The sequence below is a fragment of the Endozoicomonas acroporae genome, assembly GCF_002864045.1.
Lineage (GTDB): Bacteria > Pseudomonadota > Gammaproteobacteria > Pseudomonadales > Endozoicomonadaceae > Endozoicomonas > Endozoicomonas acroporae.
In genome coordinates this window covers 108,880-134,449 of the sequence record NZ_PJPV01000047.1, presented here as the reverse complement: position 1 = coordinate 134,449, position 25,570 = coordinate 108,880, and the positions used below count along the sequence as shown (strand labels likewise).

The 25,570-nt window shown below is 49.3% G+C and carries 23 protein-coding genes, 2 tRNA genes and 1 pseudogene; 18 read left to right on the top strand and 8 right to left on the bottom strand.

Features of this window, described 5'->3' with window-relative positions:
• Positions 1-407 precede the first annotated feature (407 nt).
• From darG to CX664_RS08260, 6 genes and pseudogenes are all read right to left on the bottom strand, one after another.
• A complete protein-coding gene (gene darG, locus CX664_RS08285) occupies positions 408-1,481 on the bottom strand; it encodes a type II toxin-antitoxin system antitoxin DNA ADP-ribosyl glycohydrolase DarG (protein ID WP_101746277.1) in 1,074 nt (357 codons plus the stop codon).
• 80 nt (positions 1,482-1,561) lie between these two features.
• Positions 1,562-2,122, bottom strand: coding sequence for a type II toxin-antitoxin system toxin DNA ADP-ribosyl transferase DarT (darT, locus tag CX664_RS08280; protein WP_219622150.1), 561 nt, complete (start codon positions 2,120-2,122; stop codon positions 1,562-1,564).
• A 5-nt stretch (positions 2,123-2,127) separates the two neighbouring features.
• Positions 2,128-2,703 (bottom strand): annotated as a pseudogene (locus CX664_RS27385) (DarT ssDNA thymidine ADP-ribosyltransferase family protein).
• Positions 2,704-2,738: 35 nt separating this feature from the next.
• On the bottom strand, positions 2,739-3,776 hold the full coding sequence (locus tag CX664_RS08270) for a Kiwa anti-phage protein KwaB-like domain-containing protein (RefSeq protein ID WP_101746276.1): 1,038 nt from the start codon (positions 3,774-3,776) through the stop codon (positions 2,739-2,741).
• Positions 3,748-4,440, bottom strand: a complete 693-nt coding sequence (locus CX664_RS08265) for a hypothetical protein (protein WP_101746275.1) — start codon at positions 4,438-4,440, stop codon at positions 3,748-3,750. Before CX664_RS08265 ends, CX664_RS08270 begins: the two co-directional genes overlap by 29 nt.
• A 284-nt stretch (positions 4,441-4,724) precedes the next feature.
• Positions 4,725-4,811, bottom strand: a tRNA-Leu gene (locus tag CX664_RS08260).
• 327 nt (positions 4,812-5,138) lie between these two features.
• Here CX664_RS08260 and queA point away from each other — a divergent pair.
• The 6 genes from queA to CX664_RS08230 all read left to right on the top strand — a co-directional run bounded on the left by queA (position 5,139) and on the right by CX664_RS08230 (position 13,438).
• The gene (queA, locus tag CX664_RS08255) at positions 5,139-6,167 is read left to right on the top strand and encodes a tRNA preQ1(34) S-adenosylmethionine ribosyltransferase-isomerase QueA (protein WP_101746274.1); all 1,029 of its coding nucleotides are present in this window, start codon (positions 5,139-5,141) and stop codon (positions 6,165-6,167) included.
• 175 nt (positions 6,168-6,342) lie between these two features.
• Positions 6,343-7,458: a tRNA guanosine(34) transglycosylase Tgt gene (tgt, locus tag CX664_RS08250; protein WP_101746273.1), complete on the top strand. Its 1,116-nt coding sequence runs from the start codon at positions 6,343-6,345 to the stop codon at positions 7,456-7,458.
• A 187-nt stretch (positions 7,459-7,645) separates the two neighbouring features.
• Positions 7,646-7,993 carry a preprotein translocase subunit YajC gene (gene yajC / locus CX664_RS08245; protein WP_101746272.1) on the top strand — a complete coding sequence of 116 codons (348 nt, stop codon included), beginning with the start codon at positions 7,646-7,648 and terminating at the stop codon, positions 7,991-7,993.
• Between the two features lie 145 nt (positions 7,994-8,138).
• On the top strand, positions 8,139-10,007 hold the full coding sequence (gene secD, locus CX664_RS08240) for a protein translocase subunit SecD (RefSeq protein ID WP_101746271.1): 1,869 nt from the start codon (positions 8,139-8,141) through the stop codon (positions 10,005-10,007).
• A gap of 10 nt (positions 10,008-10,017) precedes the next feature.
• Positions 10,018-10,935 (top strand): protein translocase subunit SecF, encoded by a 918-nt coding sequence (gene secF, locus CX664_RS08235; protein ID WP_101746270.1) that lies wholly within the window; start codon positions 10,018-10,020, stop codon positions 10,933-10,935.
• Between the two features lie 109 nt (positions 10,936-11,044).
• Entirely contained in the window at positions 11,045-13,438 is a 2,394-nt protein-coding gene (locus tag CX664_RS08230; protein WP_101746269.1) for an AAA family ATPase, read from the top strand.
• Positions 13,439-13,478: 40 nt separating this feature from the next.
• Here the strand turns inward: CX664_RS08230 and CX664_RS08225 are convergent, their stop codons facing one another.
• A complete protein-coding gene (locus CX664_RS08225) occupies positions 13,479-14,297 on the bottom strand; it encodes an inositol monophosphatase family protein (protein ID WP_101746268.1) in 819 nt (272 codons plus the stop codon).
• A gap of 252 nt (positions 14,298-14,549) precedes the next feature.
• Here CX664_RS08225 and CX664_RS08220 point away from each other — a divergent pair, with 252 nt between their 5' ends.
• The 3 genes from CX664_RS08220 to CX664_RS08210 all read left to right on the top strand — a co-directional run bounded on the left by CX664_RS08220 (position 14,550) and on the right by CX664_RS08210 (position 16,462).
• Positions 14,550-15,326 (top strand): RNA methyltransferase, encoded by a 777-nt coding sequence (locus CX664_RS08220; RefSeq protein ID WP_241693455.1) that lies wholly within the window; start codon positions 14,550-14,552, stop codon positions 15,324-15,326.
• A gap of 34 nt (positions 15,327-15,360) precedes the next feature.
• Positions 15,361-16,179, top strand: coding sequence for a serine O-acetyltransferase (cysE, locus tag CX664_RS08215; RefSeq protein ID WP_241693456.1), 819 nt, complete (start codon positions 15,361-15,363; stop codon positions 16,177-16,179).
• Positions 16,180-16,386: 207 nt separating this feature from the next.
• Positions 16,387-16,462, top strand: a tRNA-Val gene (locus CX664_RS08210).
• A 97-nt stretch (positions 16,463-16,559) separates the two neighbouring features.
• Here the strand turns inward: CX664_RS08210 and CX664_RS08205 are convergent.
• Positions 16,560-18,518, bottom strand: a complete 1,959-nt coding sequence (locus CX664_RS08205; protein ID WP_101746266.1) for a hypothetical protein — start codon at positions 18,516-18,518, stop codon at positions 16,560-16,562.
• Positions 18,519-18,967: 449 nt separating this feature from the next.
• Between CX664_RS08205 and iscR the strand changes: the two genes are divergently transcribed.
• The 9 genes from iscR (at position 18,968) to ndk (ending at position 25,480) form a co-directional block, all read left to right on the top strand.
• Positions 18,968-19,438 (top strand): Fe-S cluster assembly transcriptional regulator IscR, encoded by a 471-nt coding sequence (gene iscR / locus CX664_RS08200; protein WP_101746265.1) that lies wholly within the window; start codon positions 18,968-18,970, stop codon positions 19,436-19,438.
• A 106-nt stretch (positions 19,439-19,544) separates the two neighbouring features.
• On the top strand, positions 19,545-20,759 hold the full coding sequence (locus tag CX664_RS08195) for an IscS subfamily cysteine desulfurase (RefSeq protein ID WP_101746264.1): 1,215 nt from the start codon (positions 19,545-19,547) through the stop codon (positions 20,757-20,759).
• Between the two features lie 46 nt (positions 20,760-20,805).
• Positions 20,806-21,210, top strand: a complete 405-nt coding sequence (iscU, locus tag CX664_RS08190; protein ID WP_066016291.1) for a Fe-S cluster assembly scaffold IscU — start codon at positions 20,806-20,808, stop codon at positions 21,208-21,210.
• Positions 21,211-21,309: 99 nt separating this feature from the next.
• Positions 21,310-21,645 (top strand): iron-sulfur cluster assembly protein IscA, encoded by a 336-nt coding sequence (gene iscA / locus CX664_RS08185; RefSeq protein WP_101746263.1) that lies wholly within the window; start codon positions 21,310-21,312, stop codon positions 21,643-21,645.
• A gap of 178 nt (positions 21,646-21,823) precedes the next feature.
• A complete protein-coding gene (gene hscB, locus CX664_RS08180; RefSeq protein ID WP_180966428.1) occupies positions 21,824-22,366 on the top strand; it encodes a Fe-S protein assembly co-chaperone HscB in 543 nt (180 codons plus the stop codon).
• Between the two features lie 21 nt (positions 22,367-22,387).
• Positions 22,388-24,265 (top strand): Fe-S protein assembly chaperone HscA, encoded by a 1,878-nt coding sequence (gene hscA / locus CX664_RS08175; RefSeq protein WP_101746261.1) that lies wholly within the window; start codon positions 22,388-22,390, stop codon positions 24,263-24,265.
• Positions 24,266-24,604 (top strand): ISC system 2Fe-2S type ferredoxin, encoded by a 339-nt coding sequence (gene fdx, locus CX664_RS08170; RefSeq protein WP_101746260.1) that lies wholly within the window; start codon positions 24,266-24,268, stop codon positions 24,602-24,604. It begins immediately after the preceding gene.
• Positions 24,605-24,669: 65 nt separating this feature from the next.
• A complete protein-coding gene (iscX, locus tag CX664_RS08165) occupies positions 24,670-24,873 on the top strand; it encodes a Fe-S cluster assembly protein IscX (protein ID WP_101746259.1) in 204 nt (67 codons plus the stop codon).
• 175 nt (positions 24,874-25,048) lie between these two features.
• Entirely contained in the window at positions 25,049-25,480 is a 432-nt protein-coding gene (ndk, locus tag CX664_RS08160) for a nucleoside-diphosphate kinase (protein ID WP_101746258.1), read from the top strand.
• Positions 25,481-25,570 lie beyond the last annotated feature (90 nt).

Genomic DNA, 25,570 nt, shown 5'->3' with positions numbered 1-25,570 from the left:
TGCTGGTTACATAGCAGTCTGGAATCCGAAAAGAGCCTCTGATTTTTGCTTGCTGAACCTGCTTCCACTGCGGACTTATCAATTTGATTCTTTGAACGGCTTGTTTGAATCGATCAGAAAGAACGACTTCTCTGAATGAGCTTCGAAAACTGGTTGCAGGATCTTTGGGGATGCTTGGGCCAAGGTCGTGTACTTCCCAGCCCATTGTGGCCAGATGGGTCAGCAGGGGGCGTTCAACATCCTTGTACTTGCTTACGATAAACGACTCCAAACTTTTAAATCAACAGTCAGACATGATGATAAAAGTGGGATTCTCATACAAGGAAAAATATCAAGAACCGTGGAAACCAGATGTTAGTGCAATGGGTGATCAGTGGTTTGGAAGAAAGCGGCCTTCCTGTGATGAGTCAGGCCGCGATGTTTGTATCCAGCAGTCTGGATAGGGCAATACTGATATCTCGCTCGCTAAATAGTTTTTCTTTTCTGGCTGCCCACACAGCCCCTGCAGGCCATGATTTTATGGCTTCCATAACCGCCTGAACGGTAGGTTCGCATTGCTCACGATTCAGAAGCCAGTCAACCGTTGTTAACAGTTCCAGGCCATAAGGGGACTCGAAGCCTGAGATAATCCTGGAGGCTTGCTCAAGTGCAGGCAGGTATTCTCTGGCTTCCGATTCGAGGTAAGTTTTCAGCTCTGCCTTTTTGTTTTCGTTAAAGCGGATGACATCAAGGGGCTGGGAATCTGCTATTCGCTTATCACTGCTTAAATAACTACCGTCCAGTGCTTCCAGAACATGTTGTAACCGGTTGGCATAAGGGCCGTAGTTTTGGGCACTGAACTGTAAATTTAGAGGGTTCGTGAGATTTTGTGATTCAATAACCCTTTCAAGAATCCAAGCCAGTTTTTGAATCTCAATCTGGCTGCATTCCATTCCCAGGACCCAGTAACGGCGTATAAGTTCAGCAATCAGAGCCCTTGATGGCGTCAGCTTTTCAACCCCTTTGGCTTTTGCAACATTCTGGTATTTCGCCGTAGGCTCATAAATAAGAATCTCTACGGCATCCAGATCTGACAAGGCGAGCTCTATTTGTTCACGCACTTCAAGCCAGGGGAGGCCACCATTACCAGCGCCCAGCGGAGGAATAGCAATTGAGTTGATTTTCTTCTCAAGAATAATTCGTCTCAGGTCTTGCAGGCCACTGATGACCCACTCCATTTTTGAGGGGTGACGCCAGTGTTTTTTGGTTGGGAAGTTTATAATCCAGCGCGGTCCCATTAATTCGTCATTTTCTGTGACGAACATCTGTCCAATCTGAACATTGTCTGACTTACAGGCTTTGGCGTAATCTCTCATGTTTTGAGGAAAGCGCTCCTTGAACATCAAGGCAATCCCCTTGCCCATGATGCCAACGGTATTCACGGTGTTCACCAAGGCTTCTGCAGGGGCCTCAAGTAGATTGCCGGTTGTGTATTTGATCATTGGAAGTACCATCCTGAACGTACATAAACTGGCAATTCGATGTTCCGTTGTTGCAAATGCTGCTCTATCTCTAATTTTATTTAGTCGGTGTAACAGATGATGCCCAACAAACCTTGTGCGGGCATGTGTCTATATATCAGTGCCTCAGCTTGATAACGTTCGAACTTGGCAGGGTCATCCTGATCTCGCTTGAAATCTCTGTGCTGTAGAATATTCCAGTCTATCTTGTCGAGATCAGACAGGTCGTTATAAAAGTTTGCCCACATATAATAAGCATGGCTATCAGTAAACAGAAATGAAAGCCCTAATTCTTTTATATGGTGCAGGCTGGAAACGAGAATAACCATTTCATCATTGGCCCTTTTGGGCACACTCCATCCGGTATGAATATTCTGCATCATTACGGAAAAAGGGGTGAAGTAAAAAGGCACGTAATCATTTAAAACACCCCCCGGAGGTACAGGAACCTGATGTTCTCCGCGTTTGCTGATCAGTTCTGGATTACCAATATCAACCCAATTCGAAGATCGGATTGTGCTGGTGCCGCAGTGCAGGCCATTTTCCAGAAGCCAGGGAAGGTTGCTCCGGTGAGTAATCCTCCAGATCAGAGCTTTTTCCGGGTTCAGATTCCTGTAAACCATGGCGCTCATTGTGTCACAAACATGTTTGAGTTAACTACAACATCAAGGCTCAGGCCAGATTCCTGGGCGGCTTTTTCTACGGCCTGTTTTGTTTCGTCAGAACCAACAAAGACCATATAGAATCGATTGGGTTCAACAGCTTGTGGTGAAAGGCATTCTGCCATACAAACACGTTTAGAGTGTTCATCATGGTAGTCACGGCGATTCATGGCTTCCCAGTCAATAGTGTTTATGCCTTCCTGATAATCGAGCAACTCAATGTTAGCTGATGCAAGTGGGTGAAAGGGAATGATCTCCCAGTTATTACCAGCAGCTAGTTATCGATGCACTGTAAACAGTACAAACTTTTTGTTGGGGTGATCCTTTTGAACCCTTCCATCAAACGGGTTGCCTGCAAAAAAGTGAAAGGGAACCTTGTGTTCAAGCCCTAAGTTGGCACGACCGGAAAGTATCTCGGAGTCTGCTACATCAGTAAATCGAGTTACCTGACTGCGGGGTAGCAGACCCTGGTCTAAAATTGGAGGTACATTGTCCAAGGGTGTCAGGTGATAAATTAACTTCTGTTCTCTGATGTCAGGCACTAGTGTTGTTCCCCCGAATATTTAGTAGTTTACGCTTAACTGGCCGCAGGTAAATTAATCAGTTCGCCATCAACATCCTGTTCAACTCCATCCACTACTGTTCTGACCCTTTTGTTTTGAAGGAGTGTCAGTAGCTCGTGGATATACTTTTTATCCTCTTTCACGATAATTTTTTTGTCAGAATCATACTCAATAAGCCAATGTGAGGACTCTGGCTTTTCCGCAATAAGGTTGAGTTTGGTTAGCCAAATATCATCATTGTAAAATGGCTTTGCGTAGACTGAGGCCAACTGTCTCATCAGGTGTTTATCTGTTCCGATGGCTCTGGACAGAATCTCGCTGCCACCGTTGGTGAGAGCATTAACTGATGCAAGAGCTTCAATTGCTTCGTTCTTTTTCTGCTCAAGACGCTCACGGTAATTCATAGCCTTTTCAAACTGCTCGATATCCGCAATGAAAAGGCCATCGCCAGCCTGAATCATGTCTATAAAAGGCGTGATTGCGAACCGGGGTTCCGCACTTAAGTCTGCAATCAGGTCATTATCAAAGCAGAGGAACTTACCAGCGCTGTTTGTAACGGACCAGGCTGTAGCGATATAGCGAAAGGCATAGAGGTTAGTTTCGGTCTCTCCGTTAATGGTCAGCTTAATGACATAGCCGTTGAAAGCGTTGAGTTGATCCTTATTGCTCAGGCTGGGAATATTGGGAGCCCTGATCAATTCGATAATTTGTTGAAAGTCTGTGGCGGCACTTTCAACATAAAAAAAACGGTTGTCTTGACTGGTAGTAATTTCCCTGAGCTCAGACATGTGCTCATTACCTTCAATGCAGTTGGTGACGTAGCTTCGGAGATTGTTTTCGAGAGTCAGTTTGCAGGGTAATCGCATTACGCTTTGGAAGCGTTTTTTCTTATTGGTTGTACTTGCTTTTACAGCGTATACATTAACTACTGCGTTTGATAGGTCCAGCGCTTTCAGTCCCGTAAGCTTCTGCTCTAGAAAGGTCTGATCTATTTCAATCTGAGGTGTATTATCATTGGCGGCTTTAGTCAGCAGAATCGTATCTGTCGTCATGGTGTGAGTTTTCCTTTCTCTTATAGTCAGGGTAAATAAAGTGGATGCCAACGACTTCTTTGAGGAACAAACGCTCGTCCGAGCGGGTTAATTCCCCCCAGCAAAGCATACGCTTTTCATAGGAATGTTCAGTACCGATTTCCCGATACTGGACAAGGTAAAGCCGAATCCCCAGCAGCAGGAATATAGGGTTCAGCAGGGTAACTCTGTCTCTGCGGACAAAGGCGAACATAAACAGTAAAAAGACCAGCAACGACGTGATGGACTGCCAGCTTTGATAGTTAAAGGCAAACAGGCCAATCAGAAATGGCAGGGTGTAATTGAGCATGTCGCCATGGATCTGGGCGCAGCTTGAGACTGTGACTGCTTTTCCGCCCTCTTGCCAGTTAAGCCATGTTCTCATCTTTCCGGCAATGCATAATGTTGCCAATGCAGACAGGCCAAAAAGAACAATAGCGATGGCGTGGAGATAGAGGCCTGAATCCAGCATGAACACCGGGAATTGCTTTAGCAGTAAAGCCTGAACGTTGTGTTCAGGAATGACGGCTTTTGGCTGGAAGTCCTGAATCAGCAAAATGGCAAACAGTGGGAAGTAGGCTGATAAAAAGATCAGACCATCAACCAATAACGTAGGTGCCAGCTCCTTTGGCTTGCGGTTGATCATACAGGGACGGAAACCTTGCCGGTGAGAAGGTCTTGCATTAGGCCTTTTTTCTGAAGCAGAAGCTTGTCTTTATGATGCTGAGACTCTGCCAGAATAGCATCAACCTGTTTAAGCCTAACTTCGAGTATATTTTGTTCATGCAATGTTGGTACAGCCACTGGGAATGCTTTTAGCTGGCCTGAATTGATTGAAGCCAGATTAGTTGACTGCTTAGAGTTGAGTAGAAAATATCTCTTACCAAGCCATGATGAGGTCCATATTACTAGGCAGGAGCTTCTTAAAATTGGTACCAGTGGTCGGACTCGAACCGACACGCCCGCAAAGGCAACGGATTTTGAATCCGTCATGTCTACCAATTCCATCACACTGGCATTTGATATGGCTGAGCTTATGTCATCTGTTCGCTGATTTCAAAGCTTTTTCTCATCGAGTGGGTCGCTGAGGTTGGCTGGCGAAGTGGCGGTTGCTCAAGTGCGGCGAAGTATATCAAAGAGATTATTGAGATCAAGCAGTTATTGAATAGTGGGAGCAAAAAAGTAAGGTAAGTCCGTAACTTGGCATGGGTTAGCCCTCCTGACACCTTCTTCGTTTTGCAGTATCCTTCGGTGCTTTTTATTACGACTGGTTTTCCTGCGCTTTTTTCCCATGAGAGGCGTGGGCTGCTTTTGGAAATGAAGATATTAACCACCGGATTGTCCATGCAAGTCAGTGATTTTGATTTTGATCTGCCCGATGAGCAGATTGCCCGGTTTCCTGCAGAGGATCGTACCGGGAGCCGTCTTCTGTGCCTTGATGGCAACAGTGGTGAGGTTCAGCATCAACAGTTTTCTGATATGGAAAGTCTGCTTGAGCCCGGTGACCTGTTGGTGCTGAATAATACCCGGGTGATTCCGGCCCGTTTGTATGGTCGGAAAGAGACAGGTGGCAAAATTGAGGTGCTGATTGAGCGAGTGGTGGAGGATAACCTGGCGCTGGCCCAGGTTAGGGCCAGCAAGTCGCCAAAGCCGGGTGCTGTGTTATTGCTGGCAGATTGCGCGGTGCGTGTTGTTGTGGAAGGGCGTCGGGATTTTCTGTTTATTCTCCGGTTTGAAACATCGGTTTTACCGCTGCTGCTGGAACACGGCCACATGCCATTGCCGCCTTATATTGATCGTGAAGATGGTGATACTGATCGTCTGCGTTATCAAACGGTGTTTGCGGCAAAGGATGGCGCGGTGGCGGCACCAACGGCAGGGCTTCATTTTGATGAAGCATTGCTGGCGCGTCTTGAGGCCAAAGGCGTTCAGAAGGTGTTTGTGACGCTTCATGTGGGCTCAGGAACGTATCAGCCGGTTCGGGTTGAAAAGATTGAAGACCATGTGATGCATGCGGAGTATATCGAAGTTTCTGAGGCCGTCTGTCAGGCGGTGCGGGAAACCCGTGCCAGGGGTAATCGTGTTGTTGCGGTGGGTACCACGTCGGTGCGCAGCCTTGAGTCGGCGTCGGCATCCGGTGAGATTGCCCCGTTCCAGGGGGATTCGAGCATCTTTATTTATCCGGGTTATGAGTTTCGCAGTGTGGATTTGATGGTGACCAATTTTCATCTGCCGCAATCCACCTTGTTAATGCTGGTCAGTGCTTTTGCCGGTCGGGAAAATGTGCTGGCTGCCTATAAAGAAGCCGTTGAGCAAAAGTACCGTTTCTTCAGTTATGGCGATGCCATGTTGCTGACCCGTAAGGCGGACTGAGAATGGTACGGCAAGAGATATAAAAGAAGGGAACCACAAAGGCACAAAGACACAAAGGTTTTTTTGTTTCTTCACAGCACACAGGAAAGTACTTTCTTTGTGCCTTGGTGGCTTTGTGGTTCACAGCTTGTGTTTTACAAAGAGCTATACAAAATTCATGACAAGAGAATGCTTTATGCAGTTTGAGCAGCTGGCTACCGATGGTAAAGCCCGTCGTGGTCGGCTGACCTTTCCCCGTGGCACGGTTGAAACACCATGCTTTATGCCGGTGGGAACCTATGGCACGGTAAAAGGCATGTTGCCAAGGGATATTAAAGAGATTGGTGCAGAAATTATTCTGGGTAATACCTTTCATTTGATGCTGCGTCCGGGCACCGAAATTATTCAGAAGCATGGCGACCTGCACGACTTTAACCAGTGGCACGGTCCGATTCTGACGGACTCCGGTGGCTTTCAGGTTTTCAGCCTGGGCAAGTTGCGCAAAATTACCGAAGAGGGCGTTTCTTTCCAGTCTCCGGTGGATGGTTCCAGGGTGTTTCTGAACCCGGAGATTTCCATGCAGGTTCAGCGTGAGCTGGGTTCGGACATCGTGATGATTTTTGATGAGTGTACGCAGGGTGATGCTAATGAAGAGCAGGCGCGTAACTCTATGGAGCTTTCTCTGCGTTGGGCGGCTCGCTCCAAAGCGGCTCACGGTGAAAGTCCTTCTGCCCTGTTTGGCATTATCCAGGGGGGCATGTTTGAAGAGTTGCGTGATGTGTCCCTGGCAGGTCTGACCGAGATTGGCTTTGATGGTTATGCCATTGGCGGTCTTTCCGTGGGTGAAAGCAAAGAGGATATGATGCGTATTCTCTCCCATATCACCCATAAAATTCCCGAGAGCCATCCCCGTTATCTGATGGGTGTTGGCAAGCCGGAGGATATTGTTGAGGCGGTTCGTCGTGGTGTTGATATGTTCGACTGTGTCATGCCAACCCGTAACGCCCGCAATGGTCACCTGTTTGTCGATGAAGGGGTGATCAAGATCCGTAACTCGGCTCACAAGATGGATGAGCGTCCGCTGGAAGAGCACTGTGATTGCTATACTTGCCAGAATTTCAGTCGTTCATACCTGCACCATCTGGATAAGTGTGGCGAGATTCTTGGCTCCATGCTGAACACCATTCATAATCTGCGTTATTACCAGCGGGTGATGGCCGGTCTGAGAGGCGCTATCGAAGAAGGTAAGCTGGAAGCGTTTGTTGCCGAGTTCTATCGCAAGCGTGGTCAGGATGTTCCTGACTGGGGTTGATATTTTCTGGATAGTCCCAACTAACAGTCTGTTCGTGTAAATCCGGATAAGGTCCTGGGCTTGATGCTTTTGGAATTGGGCTCCGCCACCGCTTTTGCCCGCTTTCGGCGCAAGGGTGGGTTCCGGACTGGTTGTTTTTCAGGTAAATTGCTGCGTCAACGGTAATAATACGATTAGGAGTATTGGAATGATTCCTTTCATCAGTCAGGCACACGCTGCGGCAGAAGGTGGTGCGGCTGCTGCGGCAGCTGGACCGGGTATGATCGGGCAGCTGGTCATGCTGGGTGGTTTTGTGCTGATCTTCTGGCTGCTGATCTGGCGCCCCCAGAGCAAGCGTGCCAAAGAGCACAAAAACCTGATTGCCGGTCTGGCCAAGGGTGATGAGGTGGTCACCACTGGCGGTATTCTTGGCAAAGTCAGCAATGTAACGGACGAGTTTGTGACCCTGCAGGTTGCCGACAATATGGAACTGAACTTCCAGAAAGGTTCTGTGGCCGCTACCTTGCCCAAGGGTACCATCAAGGCCATCAAATAAGTTTTAGAAAAGCAGCCTTTTTGGCTGCTTTCTTTTACCAAATGGACTGTGCCATAGGCCTGAAGCCCGGAAAAGACTTTCCCGGTAAAGGCCGTATAACAATGCCGCTATTGCGCATCACTATTAAATCAGGAACCGGTGAGCCATGCTCAATCGCTATCCATTGTGGAAGTACCTGCTGATTCTGGTCATCGTAGGTCTCGGGTTTATTTATGCCCTTCCCAATCTTTACCCCGCAGACCCGGCAGTACAGGTGACGGGTGCCAGTTCGTCCAGAGTGATGGATGAGCGTGTTCAGCAGCGTGCTGAAAAGGCTCTGGCAGCGGCCAATGTTGATATCAAGTCTATTGAACTTGACGACAAGGCATTGCTGATTCGTCTGAACCGTGCTGATCAGCAGCAGTTGTCAAAATCGCTGATCAAGGAAGCGCTTGGGGATGACTATATTGTCGCCATCAACCTGGCCCAGACGACGCCGGAATGGTTAACTGCTATCGGGGCCTACCCCATGAAGCTCGGGCTTGACCTGTCAGGGGGTGTTCACTTCCTGCTGGAGGTCGACACGGCAAAAGCCCTGCAGCTGAAAATGGATATTGCCACCTCAGAAATTCGAACGTCCCTGCGTAAAGAGAAGCTCCGCTATCGCACCATGCCTGAGCGTGCCGATGGCGCACGACAGCTGGCATTTAATGACATGTCATCCCGTGACCAGGCTGCCCGCCTGATCAGTATAGATTTTCCTGATTTGACGGTTGAGAACGCTGACGTTAATGGTCGCCCTGTGCTTTCTTATCGCTACTCTGAAACGGCCATTAAAGAGATTGAAGATTATGCGGTGCGTCAGAACCTGACCACGGTCCGTAACCGTGTCAATGAGCTGGGTGTGTCCGAGCCATTGGTTCAGCGTCAGGGTCGTAACGGCATCGTTGTAGAGTTGCCCGGCGTTCAGGATACGGCAGAAGCCAAGCGTATTCTGGGTAAGACTGCCAATCTGCAGTTCCGTCTTGAGGCGCTGCCCAATGCTTCCAGGGCCAGCACTGAGTCGTTCAGTTTCCGCGATGCCCGTCGTCCTGCGGTGGATCTTGAGCGGGATATCATCATTACCGGCGACCAGGTGTCCAGCGCCCAGTCCAACTTTGATGCCCAGACCGGTCAGCCGCAGGTTAATATCAATCTGGACAGTCATGGCGGTGCTGTAATGAACCGTGCTACCCGTAATAACGTGGGGCGGGCCATGGCGGTTATCTTTATTGAGCAGAAGCCTGTGACCAAAGTGGTCACCAAAACAGTCGACGGTCAGCAGGTTAAGGAAACAATCCCGGGTTTCCAGCAGGAAGAGAGTATTATCAGCCTGGCCACCATTCAGAGTGCGTTGGGTAATCAGTTCCGTATTACCGGCTTGAACTCCACTGCCGAAGCTTCTGAGCTGGCGTTGTTGTTGAGAGCGGGTTCTCTGGCTGCTCCGATGTATTTCGCTGAGGAAAGAACGGTGGGTCCAAGCCTGGGTGCGGAGAATATTCAGATGGGTATTCATTCCACCGTTACCGGTCTGTTTCTGCTGCTGATCTTTATGGTTGTGGTTTACCGCGTGTTTGGTGTGCTGGCGAACCTTGCCCTGGCCATGAATCTGGTGCTGCTGGTGGCGGTGATGAGTCTGTTTGGTGCGACGCTGACCATGCCGGGTATCGCCGGTATTGTGTTGACGCTGGGTATGGCGGTGGATGCCAATGTGCTGATTTTTTCCCGTATTCGGGAAGAGATTCGCGGTGGCCGGCCGGTTCAGCGGGCGATCCATGACGGTTTTGACCGGGCGTTTGTGTCCATTTTCGACGGCAATATCACCACCCTGTTGGTGGGTATCATCCTGTTTGCCGTGGGAACCGGACCAATCAAAGGTTTTGCGGTCACCTTGTGTATCGGTATTCTGACGTCTATGTTCACAGCCATTGTTCTGACCCGTGGCCTGGTCAACCTGACCCATGGCGGTCGTAACCTGAAGAAACTGTATATTTGAGGTGGCAGTGATGAATGATTTAAAAGTCATCAATTTCATGCGGCTGCGCTCCTACGCTTCGGTGCTGTCGCTGTTGTTAATGCTGGGCTCTGTTGGTGCTCTTGCGGTTAAGGGGATTAACTGGGGGCTGGATTTTACCGGCGGCACGCTGATTGAGCTGGTGTATGATCAGCCGGTGAAGACTGCTGATATCCGTGATCAGCTGGCAACCGCCGGTTATGACAACGTTGTCGTTCAGGAGTTTGGTTCGGCCGAGGATATTCTGGTTCGTATTCCCGGCGATGATCCGAAAATGGGGGCGTCAGTTGCCGGTCTTCTGGGGCAGAACTATGACGGCAATGTTGAGGCTGTGCGCGTTGAGTTTGTCGGGCCCCAGGTGGGTGAGAGGCTGAGGGAGCAGGGCGGCCTTGGTATGCTGTTCGCCATGTTGCTGATTACGCTCTACATCGCTTTCCGTTTCCAGTTCAAATTCTCGGTTGGTGCGATTCTGTCCCTGGCTCACGATGTGATTTTTACCCTGGGCCTGTTTGCCCTGTTAGGGTTGCAGTTTGACCTGACGGTGATGGCGGCGCTGCTTGCAGTGATTGGTTACTCACTGAACGACACCATTATTGTTTATGATCGTATCCGTGAGAATTTCCGCAAGCTGAGAAAAGGGGATGCCGATGAGGTGATCAATGTGTCATTGACCCAGACCCTGGGGCGTACCTTGGCCACTTCCGGTACCACCCTGATGGTATTGCTGGCCTTGTTTCTGTTCGGTGGCGAAATGATCCATAACTTTGCCCTGGCATTGATTGTGGGTGTGGGTGTGGGTACTTATTCCTCCATCTATATCGCTTCCAATATGCTGATCTACATGAGAATCAGCAGGGAAGATCTGATTGTTCCGGTGAAGGAAAATGAAGACTCTGAGCAAATGCCATAACGCATCGGGTTGAAGAGGTTGAAAACCGGCAATTTTGCCGGTTTTTTTTTGGTCTATAGTAAGTTTCTTGCAAGGCAGGGCACCATAAATACCAATTAAAGAGGTTGCTATGTTTACGGGAAATAATTTTCATCCATGTGGTCATGATGTAACCGTTAACCATCGCAGAACAGATTCGGGTGCCCGTGGAGGGGCAGATGGTTCTTTTGATAGCCGCTCTGTTAGACCTTCACAAGACTCTGCTTCGCAATACTCACAATACATGAAAGACCGGGAAACACTATTTGGGCGACCGCAGGCGCATTGTTCTGAGCATTGTCCTGGCGAGGGTGGTGACCGTCTCAGGCGTCGTGACAGCATCATACCGATATTGTCGGATAGGTTTGAGGCTAAACTGAATGGCGGCATTGAGGCGGCAACAACAGAAACCTGTGGCAGCAGATTCAACACCGACAGGTACAGGGACGAATGGCTTACCGGACCAGAACCGAACAGTGTGGTTGTGGCAAATGGAACACCACTTGATTCTACCTATGCGTGTTTGAATGGCAGAAATGGCTCCACCCAAGTGGTAAAAGTGTTGAAACGAAATGATGTTGCGTCTGAAACAGCCTATTTAACGCAGGTGATGAGAAGTAACTGCCAACTGCCTTCCTCTGAGATGACGATTGATTTAACGCCGGTGGTTGTCACTGATGACTGCTGGGATTCAGTGGCGCTCCATATTCAGCTTCTCACGACTGCCAAAAGTGCTCCCCGGGCCTCCGGCGGGCGCGAGCCAGTGACCAAGACCTGGCAAGCTATTTCAGGGGCATTTCTGCAAATGTGTCACCGTTCCGGTTGTCCATTGCAGGACTCCCGATCCTATTTATTCAAGGATGGTGATCATTTTTTGGTGGCCAGTGTAACGCTCAGATCCACTGGCGATGTCCGGGAGTCGACTGTTGGTCTGCTGGCCAGGGATGCCCGGGTTTCGAGTATTACCGTCAATGCCAGTTTAAGAAAAAAACTGAACATTACTGATATTCCTGCGGCCATCAATATCGAGAAGCTTGCCGAAAAGTTTGACTACAATGGTGAAGCCTACGGTATTGGTGGTGCGAATGAGGCCATTCGACAGTTTATAGATGCCTTTATCAGTCCACGACTAGTGCCGGATAAGCTGAAAAATACCATGAAATGTCAATTGACCAGGGGGGGGATTCTTTCGGGGCCTCCGGGTACGGGTAAAACGCTGTTTATCCGGGTTATTGAGTCCTTACTCAAGGAAAATGGCTTTACCGTATCGACCCGGATTATTTCCGGGCCGGAGGTTTTTAACAAATATGTCGGTGAGTCGGAGCAGCGTGTAAGAGCGATTTTTTCGGATGACGGCCCGGAAAATAAACAGAGTATTCGTCTGGTGTTAATTGACGAAATTGATTCGATGCTGCCGGCCAGGGGGAGGGCGGGCGATAATGGCACCGGGGATAAAGTCGTTAATCAGTTTCTGACCTGCCTGGATGGAATTGAGGAGCAAAGTGGCCTGATTGTTTTCGGCACAACCAATCGGCCAGACCTGATTGATCCGGCCGTGATGCGCCCCGGGCGCATGGATATGCAGATGAAGTTTAATTTGCCAGAAGGCGACCAGCGTCTTCAGATTTTAAAGATTCAGACCAGGAATCTGTCGGATGGCGGGATGTTGAATTCGGATGTCTCTCTTGAAGAGCTGGCGAAAAATACCGCCGGCTTCAGTGGTGCTGAACTGGGATCCCTGGTGGAGAAGGCGATGCAATCGGCTCTGCGCAGGGGGCAGGGGCTGGCAGAGAGCGACACTTTTTTCTGTCCTCAGGCGCTCAGTCAATTAGCGACACTGGATGTCTGCATGGCTGATTTCAAATGGGCTTTTACTCGGGTTCAGCCACAGTTTGGGAAAAGTAATTTCATGTCCCTGGCGGGGAAAACCTTCGAGTACGAGGGCTATTTACCAGAAATGGTCACTCAGCTTAAGACGACGCTGGCTGATTTTAAGCGGGATGATTCCCGCTCTACCCTGCGTATTCTTATTACAGGTCCTCAGGGTAGTGGTAAATCAACACTGGCTGCCCTGGCGAACCATGAGTTTGGTTCTTTTTGCAGCTATGTGTCGGCCACCGATGTGGTCAAATCCCGGGATCGCACCAGACCGTTGAATGATGTATTTGCACAGCGGCGTAATCATCAGACCAATCCTGACTGTCATTATGTCGTGATTATTGACGATTTTGATACCATGATTAACTACGACGGTGCTTTTTATGACCGTGCCATGGTGTCTGTGCTGGATGCTCATACCAAGCAGTCTTTGCAGGGGCTGGAGGGAGGGAAATTGCTCACGCTCGTTACCGCGACAGCACATGAAGAGGGAGGGGGTGATTTTCTTTCTCGCCTGTTTCCCGACGATCTGGTGTTCAAAACGATCGGTAAGGAGAAGCTGCAAAATATATTGCCTGCTGATCATGGGCAGGGAAGATCTGACTGAGGTAAGGGAGAAGTGAGGCGGCATAGCCTCACTCTATAGGTCAGTAGCGGAACATGCCTTCGGTAACGAAAGGTCTGATGCGCTTCAGCACTTCTTTGAAGCAGCCGCTGTTACCGGCAACGATCTGGTTGTTCTTCATGTAGGTATGACCACCTTTGAAGTCACCAACCAGTCCGCCCGCTTCCTGAATCATCAGTACGCCTGCGGCCATATCGTAGTCCTGCAGGCCGATTTCCCAGAATGCATCCAGACGACCGGCAGCCACATAAGCCAGGTCAAGGGCGGCAGAGCCAGCGCGACGGATACCGGCAGTATCTCCCAGCAGGGTCCTCATCATGTTCAGGTAGCTGTCCAGGTGGTTGATGCCCGGGTGCATGAATGGGATACCGGTACCGATCAGTGCGCCGTCCAGATTTCTCCGGTTGCCAACGCGAATGCGTTTGCTGTTCAGGGTGGCACCGTGGCCACGGCTGGCGCAGTACTCTTCTTCCTTGAGCGGGTCGAGAATAACGGCGTGCTCAAGGCGTCCGCGGTATTGAACCGCAATGGAAACCGCAAAATGAGGGATGCCATTGATGAAGTTGGTGGTGCCGTCAAGCGGGTCGATGATCCAGAGGTAATCTTTGCCTTCACCCTTGCCTTCACGGTGTCCGCTTTCTTCACCGTAGAAGCCATGGTCAGGGTAGGTTTTGCTCAGAGAGGCGATAATGGCCTTCTCAGCAGCCTTGTCCACCTCAGTTACAAAGTCGTTACGGCTTTTGAATTCGATATTAACGTGATCGAGATCTTTGTAGGCGCGGGCTATGATTTCGCCAGCCTGGCGTGCTGCACGCAGCGCCATATTAACCATCGGTTGCATAGGCTTAGTTACATCTGAAATGTGAAAGATCGTATGGGGATGGGATTGTACCGGATTCAACGATCCGATTGTATCCTGGACTGTGAAAATGACGGTCGTTCAGAGGGTAGCAACATTTTCACGAAAAAGTGGGGGCGCATTCTGACAGGATGCCCTTTAACTTGCAATGGAGTATGTGCGTCTGCCGGTCGGTAGTTTTACTATAAGCTTGGCATTGGCCGTAATTTGAGTACACTGACTGGCTGATACTACATGATGAAGCTAGAGATTCCTGCGGTGCTCGACAATTTTTCCGAGAACATTTCCATAGTACTGGTCAATCCTTCCCATCCCGGTAACATCGGGGCTGCCGCCCGTGCCATGAAAACCATGGGGTTAAGCCAGTTATGTCTGGTCGCGCCGGATGACTTTCCATCCGGCACCGCAACAGCGCTGGCTTCTGGCGCTGACGATATCCTTAGAAATGCCAGGGTTTGTGCAACATTGGATGAGGCCCTGGCGGATTGTCAGTTTGTGGTGGGTACCAGCGCCCGGGTAAGAGGTGTTTCTCTCCCGCTGGTGGACCCCCGAGCATGTGCCCGGAGCATTATTGACGAAGCAGTGACCCATAAGGTCGCCCTGATTTTTGGCCGGGAAGATAAAGGCCTGACCAATGATCAGTTGCGACGCTGTCATCTGCAGGTTCATATTCCAACCAATGAAGAATTCAGCTCTCTCAACTTGGGGGCGGCGGTACAGGTACTCTGTTACGAGTTGCGGATGATGCAGTTGCTCAGTGCCGATGCCCTTGAGATGCCCGAGCCCCGCAGTCATGAGTTGGCAAATATGGAGGATATGGAGCGTTACTATGACCATCTGTACCAGGTGTTGCTGGAGATTGGTTTTCTCGATCACAGCAGCCACGAGAAGATTATGGCCAAATTGCGTCGCCTTTATGGGCGGGTTCGTCCGGATCGTGTGGAGCTGAGTATTCTTCGGGGGGTTCTGTCAGAAACCCAGCGATGTCTTGCCACAAAAGAAACAGAATGAGCAGGGCAGGGATAATAACAGACAGGCGCAGACCATGTTTGAGCGAATAAAAGAAGATATTAAAACAGTAATGGACCGGGATCCGGCGGCACGAAACACCTTCGAGGTGGTTACCAACTACCCCGGGCTGCACGCGTTATTGCTGCACAGGGTGTCGCACAAACTCTGGATGTCGGGGTTTTTCTGGCTGGGGCGCATGCTGTCAACATTTAATCGCTGGTTAACCGGTATTGAGATACATCCGGGCGCTACCATTGGTCGACGCTTTTTTATCGATCATGGTATGGGGGTTGTTATTGGTGAAACGGCGGTCATACACGATGATGTCACTCTTTATCATGGTGTGACGCTGGGAGGTACTTCTCCCAATAAGGGCAAGGAACACCCGGCTAACCAGGGTAAGCGGCACCCGACGTTGGCTAATGGCGTCGTTGTGGGAGCTGGCGCAAAAGTGCTTGGACCATTTGTGGTAGGCGAAGGAGCGAGAGTTGGGTCAAATGCGGTGGTTGTGCGTGCAGTGCCGCCGGGGGCAACCGTTGTTGGTATTCCCGGCAGGATTGTGAAGAAGTCGGAGGTGACGGATAGCAATGGTGAACGCCGTCATGCCAATGCGGAAAAGATGGCGGAGAAAATGGGTTTTGATGCCTATGCCGTTACTTCTGAAATGCCTGACCCTACCGCCCATGCCATCTCGGCTATGCTGGATCATCTCCATGAAGTGGACTCCCGCTTTGATACTTTGTGCCAGGTGTTAAAAGACCATGGTCTTGAGTGCAAGGTGAGGCCATTGCCAGAGTTAAAGAAAGAAGACTTTGCACCTGTGAAAGAGGAGATTACTTCATTGCTACCGTAGCTGTGAGTTAATTTAAACTGACCGGCTTTCAGGTGATGATCGGGCTTTTTTCCTGGTTCGAGCGGGTTGCAAGTGGTGCTTTGTTTCAGAATAATTGCTCCGGTCCCGTGAGCAGTTCCTGAAACATTGCCGCAGCATTTTCTGCTGAAATTGTTGCGGCAAAGGTATTGCATTTTTTAGAAGTATTGATAATATGCGCGGCACTTCAGTCGGTTAGCTCAGTTGGTAGAGCACCACCTTGACATGGTGGGGGTCGCTGGTTCAAGTCCAGTACCGACTACCAGATTTTTATCTTTCCTCAGTAGTATCCTGCATAGCCAGTGATAGCCATTTTGACGGTTGGCGTTATTAATCTTAACTTCGTGTTGTCTATTCTATTCTCAATCCTTTTGGATTCGTATTCCAAATTTGCAGTCTGGGTCCATGAAGTACGCAATCATCGCTTGCACATTTGGAAATCTTCTTGGGTTGACACAACTGTCATTGAGTTCGGCTATTGATCCATCGGTTCGTTTTACCAGTGTGCAGAAATGTTTAGCATTCTGGTCGACACAGACAGCCGTCCAATTCTGTTGCAATACCTTTGCCATTGATGATTTGGGAATGATGTCATAATTTACGTGTAGCTCATTTGGAATACCAAATAACCATGAAGGGAAAGTGTTTCCACGATCAATGGGATTATTAAATTTCTCTGGAAGGTGTCTGGTGCGATTGTCTGTTTGTTTTGTTGATAGTTGGTATTTATAGAAGCTGCTCCAGTCCTTGGCCAGGTTAATAGCTTTTGCACGTTCTTTGCTTTCCATATCTTTTATTCTTTCTTCCTCACGATGCAGTTTATCTTGCAACTTGGCTAAATCTTCTTCATGTCCCGGTAGGAGTAGTTCATTAAGAAAAATAGACTCCGCTTTCTCCTTTATCTTTTTTTTATGGGCTTCTGGGTCTTCCTTTTTTAGGTCTTCAATAGTGGCACGTTTTGCTTTATTGTCGATAGCTGTTTGTCTTATTAGACTTTCAAGATCTGTCAGTTCCTTACGAAGATTTCTAAGGCTATTTTGAATTTTACGTTTTTCTTCAATCTCTTCGTTCGGTATAGGGTGTGTTTCCGGGCAAAGAGCATCCTCGCCAATAAGCTGGTAGGCAGTGACGAAAAAGAGATAATTCTGGTTATGTATTTCACACTGATTTTGTGAGATTGGCAGGCAATCATATTCTCTGTTTTTAATGCCTTTCAGGGGAAGGTCTTCTGGTTTTGCGTCGGGTGATCTGGCTGCATGGTACATGCTTCTTTGCATTTCTTTTAATTTGTCTAAATCATTCTGCAGTTTCTGGGTGGTATTGCACCATTGACCGCTTTTGAATTGCTCGCGGTAGAGAGCAAATGTATTTTTGAGTGCGCAGCGAATACGTGATTTTGTCTCGGGGTCCCAGCGAGAAGCATTATCAGGGCCGGGAATGTTTATCAGATCAATTTCAGCATCGATATTGTCCAGGAATTGTTGGATTTGCCATTGCACCTTCCCTGAAGGGTGTTGTGCAGCAGTCATTGTCGGTTGTGTGAGCGTTTTTTTGCTTTGATATTCGCGCAGTTCAAGGGGCTTTTGTTTGATGGATGAGCTTTTGGGTTTTGTGGCAAGGGATTTTCTGTGAGGTGTGTGCGGCAGAGATGCTTTTAGCAAACCTGGTGTTGCCTTGGCTTGTTCCTTGGGAAAGGTCTTGTCCTTGCCCCGTAACGCAGATTGGGCGCTGGCAGATGTTGCTTTTTCCCATTCAGTGTAATGTTCTTTTATGGCCCTGTAATTTGGAAGTTTGGCGCAGGTTAAATCTATTATGAACTCACCGTTATTCCCGGGCATGTAGTGAATTTGTCCATCCAGCGATGTGATGGCTGCTGCATCATCGTTAAAGTACGCACTATCTGTCTGGTTTTCCAGAAGAATTTTAAGTCTTTTACAGTGTTCGTCCGTCAGCAGGTTTTCAGATCTGGATGATGCATTGGCTGATGCCGTTCGTGGGCCTGGAGTCGGGTGTTTTTCTTTTAGTGTTGCTTCATTGGCTGGCCTGACCAGGGATTTGCTGGCGTTGTGCGGTACAACCCTGAGTTGCGCGAGGCTTTTAATCTGTGGAGGGAGATTGTCGTAAAATGTCTTCGCAAGCGCTAGATTGTGTGGGGTGTTTTCATGTTCGCCAATCTCTTCGTTGACAATGCAGATAACCTTTCTTCTATTCCTTATCAGGCATGTGTGTTTGGTGTCTAGTCGATATGTGTCGTCTAAAAGGCGTTGCTCGAGTTGTACAGAAAAGCTTTGGATCAGGGCTGTATAGAATTGAGTATCCATTGTTGCAATCCTTGGGTAAATAATGGTTATCGGTTGCTTCCTTTGTGGGGGAGTTTTAATTTCAGACAAGTATTTTCTCTAAAAGATCCCTGGTTAACGCTTTTGTCAGTGAAACTAACTCAGCAGGAGGGGAATTTGCTGGTCAATTGTGGTGTGCCAGCTACTGGGAAAAGTGTCTTTGAAAGTTGGAACTGCTTTCTATAAAATGCCGAAAAATTATATGAATCTGCTTTTTAACATCTTTTTATCTCTGATTTATTTGACAATTCGTTTAAGTTTTATCGCTAATAGTTGACTATTTTGCTAAGGTATTTCATAATGCCTCGCAAGTACCTTGAGTCTGTAAATATTCTGCTGTCTGGGGAGTCGCAGTTAAGAATCATGGGTTTAAGGTGATCATGAACAGTTAAAGAGTGATAACTCTGCCTGAATAGCAAGAGAGATGTTGTATGAGATTGACGACCAAAGGACGTTATGCGGTGACCGCCATGCTGGATCTGGCACTTCATTCCGATCAGGGGCCGGTTTCTCTCGCAGATATATCGGATCGTCAGGAAATTTCTCTCTCTTACCTGGAGCAGCTGTTTTCCAAGCTTCGTCGTGGTGATCTGGTTTGCAGTGTGCGGGGGCCCGGGGGAGGCTACCGACTCAGTCGTGGTTCTGAAGCTATTTATGTCGCCCAGGTGATCGATGCTGTTAATGAGTCCGTAGACGCTACAAAGTGCAAAGGAGCAGGCGGTTGCCAGAAAGGTGTAACCTGTCTGACCCATCACTTGTGGCAGGACCTGAGTGAGCAGATTCATTCGTTTCTTGGAGGGATCAGCCTCGCTGATCTTGTTGCGCGCAGGGAAGTGCAAAGTGTTGCTATTCGTCAGGATGAGCAGCAAGACAACAAAATTGCCGCTGACACCATCCTGTAAGTCATCTTTTTACAGTGCTTTAAAGATGCGTGTGTAGTGGCATGATGATTTTAACCCTTTGCGAATCAAGGGTATTGAGCGTACTGACCGCCTGGAGATGTACCAGATGAAATTACCTATTTATCTCGATTATTCCGCAACAACGCCGGTTGACCCGCGAGTGGCTGAGAAGATGATTCAGTGCCTCTCTCTTGAAGGTAATTTCGGTAACCCGGCTTCCCGCTCCCATGTTTTTGGCTGGCGTGCTGAAGAGGTTGTTGAAGATGCCCGTCGTCAGGTTGCCGATCTTATTCATGCTGATCCAAGAGAGATTGTCTGGACGTCCGGTGCTACTGAGTCCGATAATCTGGCCATTAAAGGCGTTGCTCATTTTTACAGCAAAAAGGGCAAGCACATTGTCACCTCCCGAATTGAACATAAGGCAGTACTGGACCCTTGCCGTCAGCTGGAGCGGCAAGGATTTGAAGTCACCTACCTGGACCCTGACAGCGATGGCCTGATCACGCCGGAAATGGTGGAAAATGCCCTGCGTGATGACACCATTCTGGTGAGTTTGATGCACGTCAATAATGAGATTGGAGTGATCAACGATATTGAAGCTATTGGTGATCTGACCCGTTCACGCAAGATTGTCTTTCATGTGGATGCGGCACAAAGTGTTGGCAAAATTCCGCTGAATATGGCAACGATGAAAGTTGATCTGTTGTCCATTTCTGCCCATAAACTCTATGGCCCTAAAGGTATCGGTGTTCTTTATGTGCGCCGCAAGCCCCGAATTCGTCTGGAAGCCCAGATGCACGGTGGCGGTCATGAACGGGGTATGCGCTCCGGTACTCTTGCCACTCACCAGATCGTTGGTATGGGTGAGGCATGCCGTATTGCTGCGGCGGAGATGGATTCAGAAAGAGCGCGTCTGGCTGTGTTGAAAGATCGAGTGCTTTCCCAGCTGTCCGATCTGGAAGAGGTTCATGTGAATGGCTCTCTTGAACAGCGGGTTCCGGGTATTTTGAATATCAGCTTTGCCTTTGTTGAAGGGGAGTCTCTGATGATGTCCCTGAAAGACCTTGCTATCTCCTCTGGCTCAGCATGCACCTCCGCCAGCCTTGAGCCATCTTATGTGCTGAGGGCTCTGGGCTTGAGTGATGAGTTGGCCCATAGTTCCCTGAGGATCAGTCTGGGTCGCTTTACTTCAGAGGCTGAAGTGGATCATGCCGTAGCAGAGATCAGAGAGGCGGTTGCAAAACTGAGAGAGCTGTCACCGCTATGGGATATGTACAAAGATGGCGTTGACCTCAGTCAGGTTGAATGGGTCGCGCACTGATTTTTTATGAAGTTTTGCCACAAACAAAACTTCAGAGGAGAGAAAAATGGCATACAGCGAAAAGGTTATCGATCACTACGAGAATCCACGCAACGTAGGTAAGCTTGACCAGGATTCTCAAAGCGTGGGCACTGGCATGGTGGGTGCCCCAGCCTGTGGAGATGTTATGCGTCTTCAGATTCAGGTTAATGATGAAGGCGTTATTGAAGACGCACGCTTCAAAACCTATGGGTGTGGCTCTGCTATTGCTTCCAGTTCATTGGCAACCGAGTGGATGAAGGGCAAGACGCTGGATGAAGCGGCAACCATCAAGAATACCGATATTGCCGAAGAGCTGGCGCTGCCACCGGTTAAAATTCACTGTTCGGTGCTGGCTGAAGATGCCATCAAGGCGGCAATCGATGACTATCGGGCCAAGCAGAAGCATGATGATGCAGCTCCAGCTGCCTGATGCGGTTCCGGGTATTCATGTGCAGAAGTGCTGTCTTTAAATTGTGCAGGATATAGCCGGTGGAATCGTTTGGTTTCCCGGAAGTGGATGGAGTTTTAAATGGCAATTACCGTAACCATTGCGGCTGCCCGTCACATTAAAGGGCAGCTTTCCCGCAGAGGCAAGGGACTCGGCATAAGGCTGGGTGTACGTACTTCGGGATGCTCTGGTATGGCCTATGTCCTTGAATTTGTGGATGTAGTTGATGAGGATGATCTGGTTTTTGAAGATCATGAAGTCAAAGTGTTTGTTGACCCGAAAAGTCTGGTTTACCTGGATGGCACAGAGCTGGACCTGGTAAAGGAAGGGCTCAACGAAGGTTTGCAGTTTAACAATCCGAATGCTGCCAGTGAGTGTGGTTGCGGTGAAAGCTTTAATGTTGCTGATGCTGGCTGACGGTAATTTTGAAGCTTTCCGGCTTCGTTAATACTGTTAAAGAAGCTGGCTGACACTTTTGATCTGCCTTCCGGCCCGGCTGGTTCCCACTGGTCGGGCCTTGTTTGTTTAAGGGGTGTTCTTTTTTGCTGTTGAATGCTCCGGGTTTGTCATTTCTGACTTGGGAATAGATTGCATTGTGGTTGATTTAACCAAAAACTATTTTGAGCTTTTTGAGCTACCTCTTTCCTGCCAGGTTGACTTGCAACGCCTGTCCAGTCAGTACCGTGCGTTGCAACGGGCAGTTCATCCTGACCGGTTTGCCGGGGATGATGAGCGTCAGCAGCGTATCTCTATCCAGTATGCTTCCCATGTTAACGAGGCCTTTAATACTCTGAAGCAGCCTTTGCCCAGGGCGATCTATTTGTTGAAGCTGGCAGGCCGTGATGTGGATATAGAGCGCAACACCATTATGGATCCCGGATTTCTGATGGAGCAGATGGAGTTGCGTGAGGCTGTTGCGGATATCAGGTCTGCTTCAAATCCTGAACAGGAAGTTGAGAGGCTGGCCAGTCAGGTGGATGCTGATATTCTTCGATATCTTCAGCAGTTCGAAGGCTTCTGGGTATCTGCTACTGAGCAGGATCTTGAGCAGGCAGAAACGGTTGTCAGAAAGATGCTGTTCATGGTAAAGCTGGCGGCTGAACTGGAACAGCTGGAATCCGAGTTGTTGGACGATTAATCAGGAAAAGAAGAGGCAGATATGGCGTTACTGCAGATTTCCGAGCCGGGACAGGCTCCGGAACCTCATCAATACAAGCGTGCTGTAGGCATTGACCTGGGAACCACCAACTCCCTGGTTGCTGCTGTTCGATCAGGTGCTGCTGAGACGCTTCCTGATATCGATGGCCATCATACCTTGCCTTCTGTTGTTCACTATGGCGAGCAGGGAATTGATGTTGGCAACAGCGCAAAAGCCAGTGCGCTGATTGACCCGGGCAATACCATTGTCTCTGTCAAGCGCATGATGGGGCGCGGGCTTGAGGATGTTGATGCCCTTGGCGGTGTGCTGCCTTACCGGTTTGTAACCGATGCTTCGGGAACAAGCGAAGGAATGCCGTTTATCAAAACCCGCAGTGGTGACGTCAGCCCGGTTGAAGTGTCTGCCGAGATTCTCCGTTCCCTGGTTGGTCGTGCAGAAGAGACGCTGGGCGGTGATCTGGATGGTGCCGTGATTACTGTACCGGCGTATTTTGATGATGCCCAGCGACAGGCAACCAAAGATGCCGCCAGGCTTGCAGGGCTGAAAGTGTATCGTCTGCTGAATGAGCCCACTGCGGCTGCCGTTGCCTATGGTCTGGATCAGGGTGGTGAAGGCATTATCGCTGTCTACGATCTTGGCGGTGGTACTTTTGATATTTCAATTTTGCGTCTGGAAAAAGGCGTGTTTGAAGTGATGGCCACCGGCGGGGACACTGCCCTGGGTGGTGATGACTTTGACCGTCTGGTGGCACGCTGGATGCTTCGTGAAGCGGGGGTTGATGAGTCCTCAATTAACCCATTGCAGCTTCGGGAAGCGATGGTTGAGGCTTGTCGGGTTAAGGAAGGGTTGACCGACGGATCTGAAGTGGAAGTCAACTTTGGTGAGTGGCGTGGTACGCTGTCCCGCGCGCAGTTTAACGAACTGGTAGACCCCTTGATTGATCGTACCATTCGGGCATTCAAGCGATCCCTTCGGGATGCCGGGCTGAAGGCGGGTGAGATTGATGAAGTGGTTATGGTGGGTGGCTCTACCCGCATGCCAAGGGTTCGTGAAAGGGTTGAGGCATTTGCCGGCAGGCAACCGTTGACCTCCATTGACCCTGATCGGGTCGTGGCCGTTGGTGCAGCTCTTCAGGCTAATGTTCTGGCTGGTAATAAATCGGCAGAAGATATGCTGCTGCTGGATGTTATTCCGCTCTCCCTGGGGCTGGAAACCATGGGCGGCCTGATGGAAAAGGTGATTCATCGCAATACCACTATTCCGGTCAGTCGGGCCCAGGAATTTACCACCTACAAGGATGGTCAGACGGCTATGGCTATTCATGTCTTCCAGGGAGAGCGAGAATTGATTCGTGATAACCGCTCCCTTGCCCGGTTTGAGTTGCGTGGAATTCCTGCCATGCCTGCGGGCGGTGCTAAAATCCGTGTGACCTTTCAGGTGGATGCGGATGGTTTGCTGGGTGTTGCTGCGGAGGAATTGTCCACCGGGGTTAAGAGCAGCATTCAGGTGAAGCCTTCTTATGGTCTCAGTGATTCTGATATCTCCCGAATGCTGAAAGATTCGTTTGCCCATGCCGGTGATGATCGTGATGCCAGGGCGCTGCTTGAGCAGCAGGTTGAGGCTGATCGGGTTGTTGAAGCACTGGTAGTTGCGTTGGATAAGGATGGGCAGACACTGCTCGATAAAGATGAATACAGTGCATTGCTGGCAGATGTTGAATCGCTGAAACAGTGCCGCGAAATCGGTGATGCCAAGTCCATTGCCCGTGAAATTGAACGTATTGCCAAGTCCAGTGAAGAATTTGCTGCCCGTCGAATGAACCAGGGTATTCGTCAGGCTCTTTCCGGACAGAAGTTAGATGATTTGGAGGAGTTCTGAATGACTCGTATTGTTTTTCTACCTCATGATGAGTTGTGCCCGGAAGGTGCTGTTCTCGAAGTAGAGCCCGGAGTCACAGTGTGTGACGCAGCTTTGCAGAATGGCATTGAAATTGAGCACGCCTGTGAAAAGTCCTGTGCCTGCACCACCTGTCATGTCATTGTCAGGGAGGGCTTTGATAGCATGGAAGAGCCGGATGAGCTCGAAGAAGATATGCTGGACAAGGCCTGGGGGCTTGAGCCTGAGTCCCGGCTGAGCTGTCAGGCTGTGGTGGGTGATGAGGAGCTGGTGGTAGAGATTCCCAGGTACACCATTAACCAGGTTTCTGAACGTCGTTGATGTCGGTTGCTGGTCTGTTTGGGGGTTTCCCGAACAGAGCAGCGCAATGATCATGGAGTGGGGCAATGAGTTTAAAGTGGGCAGATGTTTATGATATTGCCATTGAGCTTTATGAGGCTTATCCGGATGTGGATCCCCGGTATGTCAATTTTGTCGATCTGAGAAGCTGGGTTATGGCGCTGGACAGTTTTGAAGATGATCCTGAGCGTTGTGGTGAAAAGGTGCTTGAGGCCATTCAGATGGCCTGGATTGAAGAGTCTGAAGAGTGATTTTTTGGCGTTGAGGCTGAAAGGACTGACACTATCGACTCTATTGTATACAATGCTGCCAGAACTCCTGCTACGGACAGCCTGAGCCAAGACATGGAAAGTTGAGAGAGTCGTACGTTTTTAATAAGTAATAACAATCCCGAAAGGGCACGAAAATGACAATCTGGAGATCGTAATGGCGGTAGAGCGCACTTTATCCATTATAAAACCTGATGCAGTAGCCAAGAGTGTCATCGGTAAAATTCTTGCTCGTTTTGAGCAGGCTGGTTTGCAGGTTGTAGCGACCAGGATGATCCATCTTTCTGACGAGCAGGCGGGTGGTTTCTACGCTGAGCACAAAGAGCGTCCATTTTATCAGGACCTGGTTGCGTTTATGACGTCAGGGCCTGTTGTGGTATCCGTCCTTGAGGGCGAGAATGCCGTAGCCCTGAATCGTGAGCTGATGGGCGCTACTAACCCGAAGGAAGCTGCTGAAGGCACCATTCGGGCTGATTTTGCAGAGACCATCGATGAAAATGCGGTTCATGGATCGGACTCAGTAGCTTCTGCTGAGCGTGAAGTGGCCTACTTCTTCGAAGGTTCGGAGATTTGCCCCAGAACACGTTAACGGAATCAGCCGCTGACAAATTGTCAGTTTGCCCTGGTCTGACCGTGTTCGGGGTAAACATGAGAATATAAGCCATCAGGAGGCAGGCCT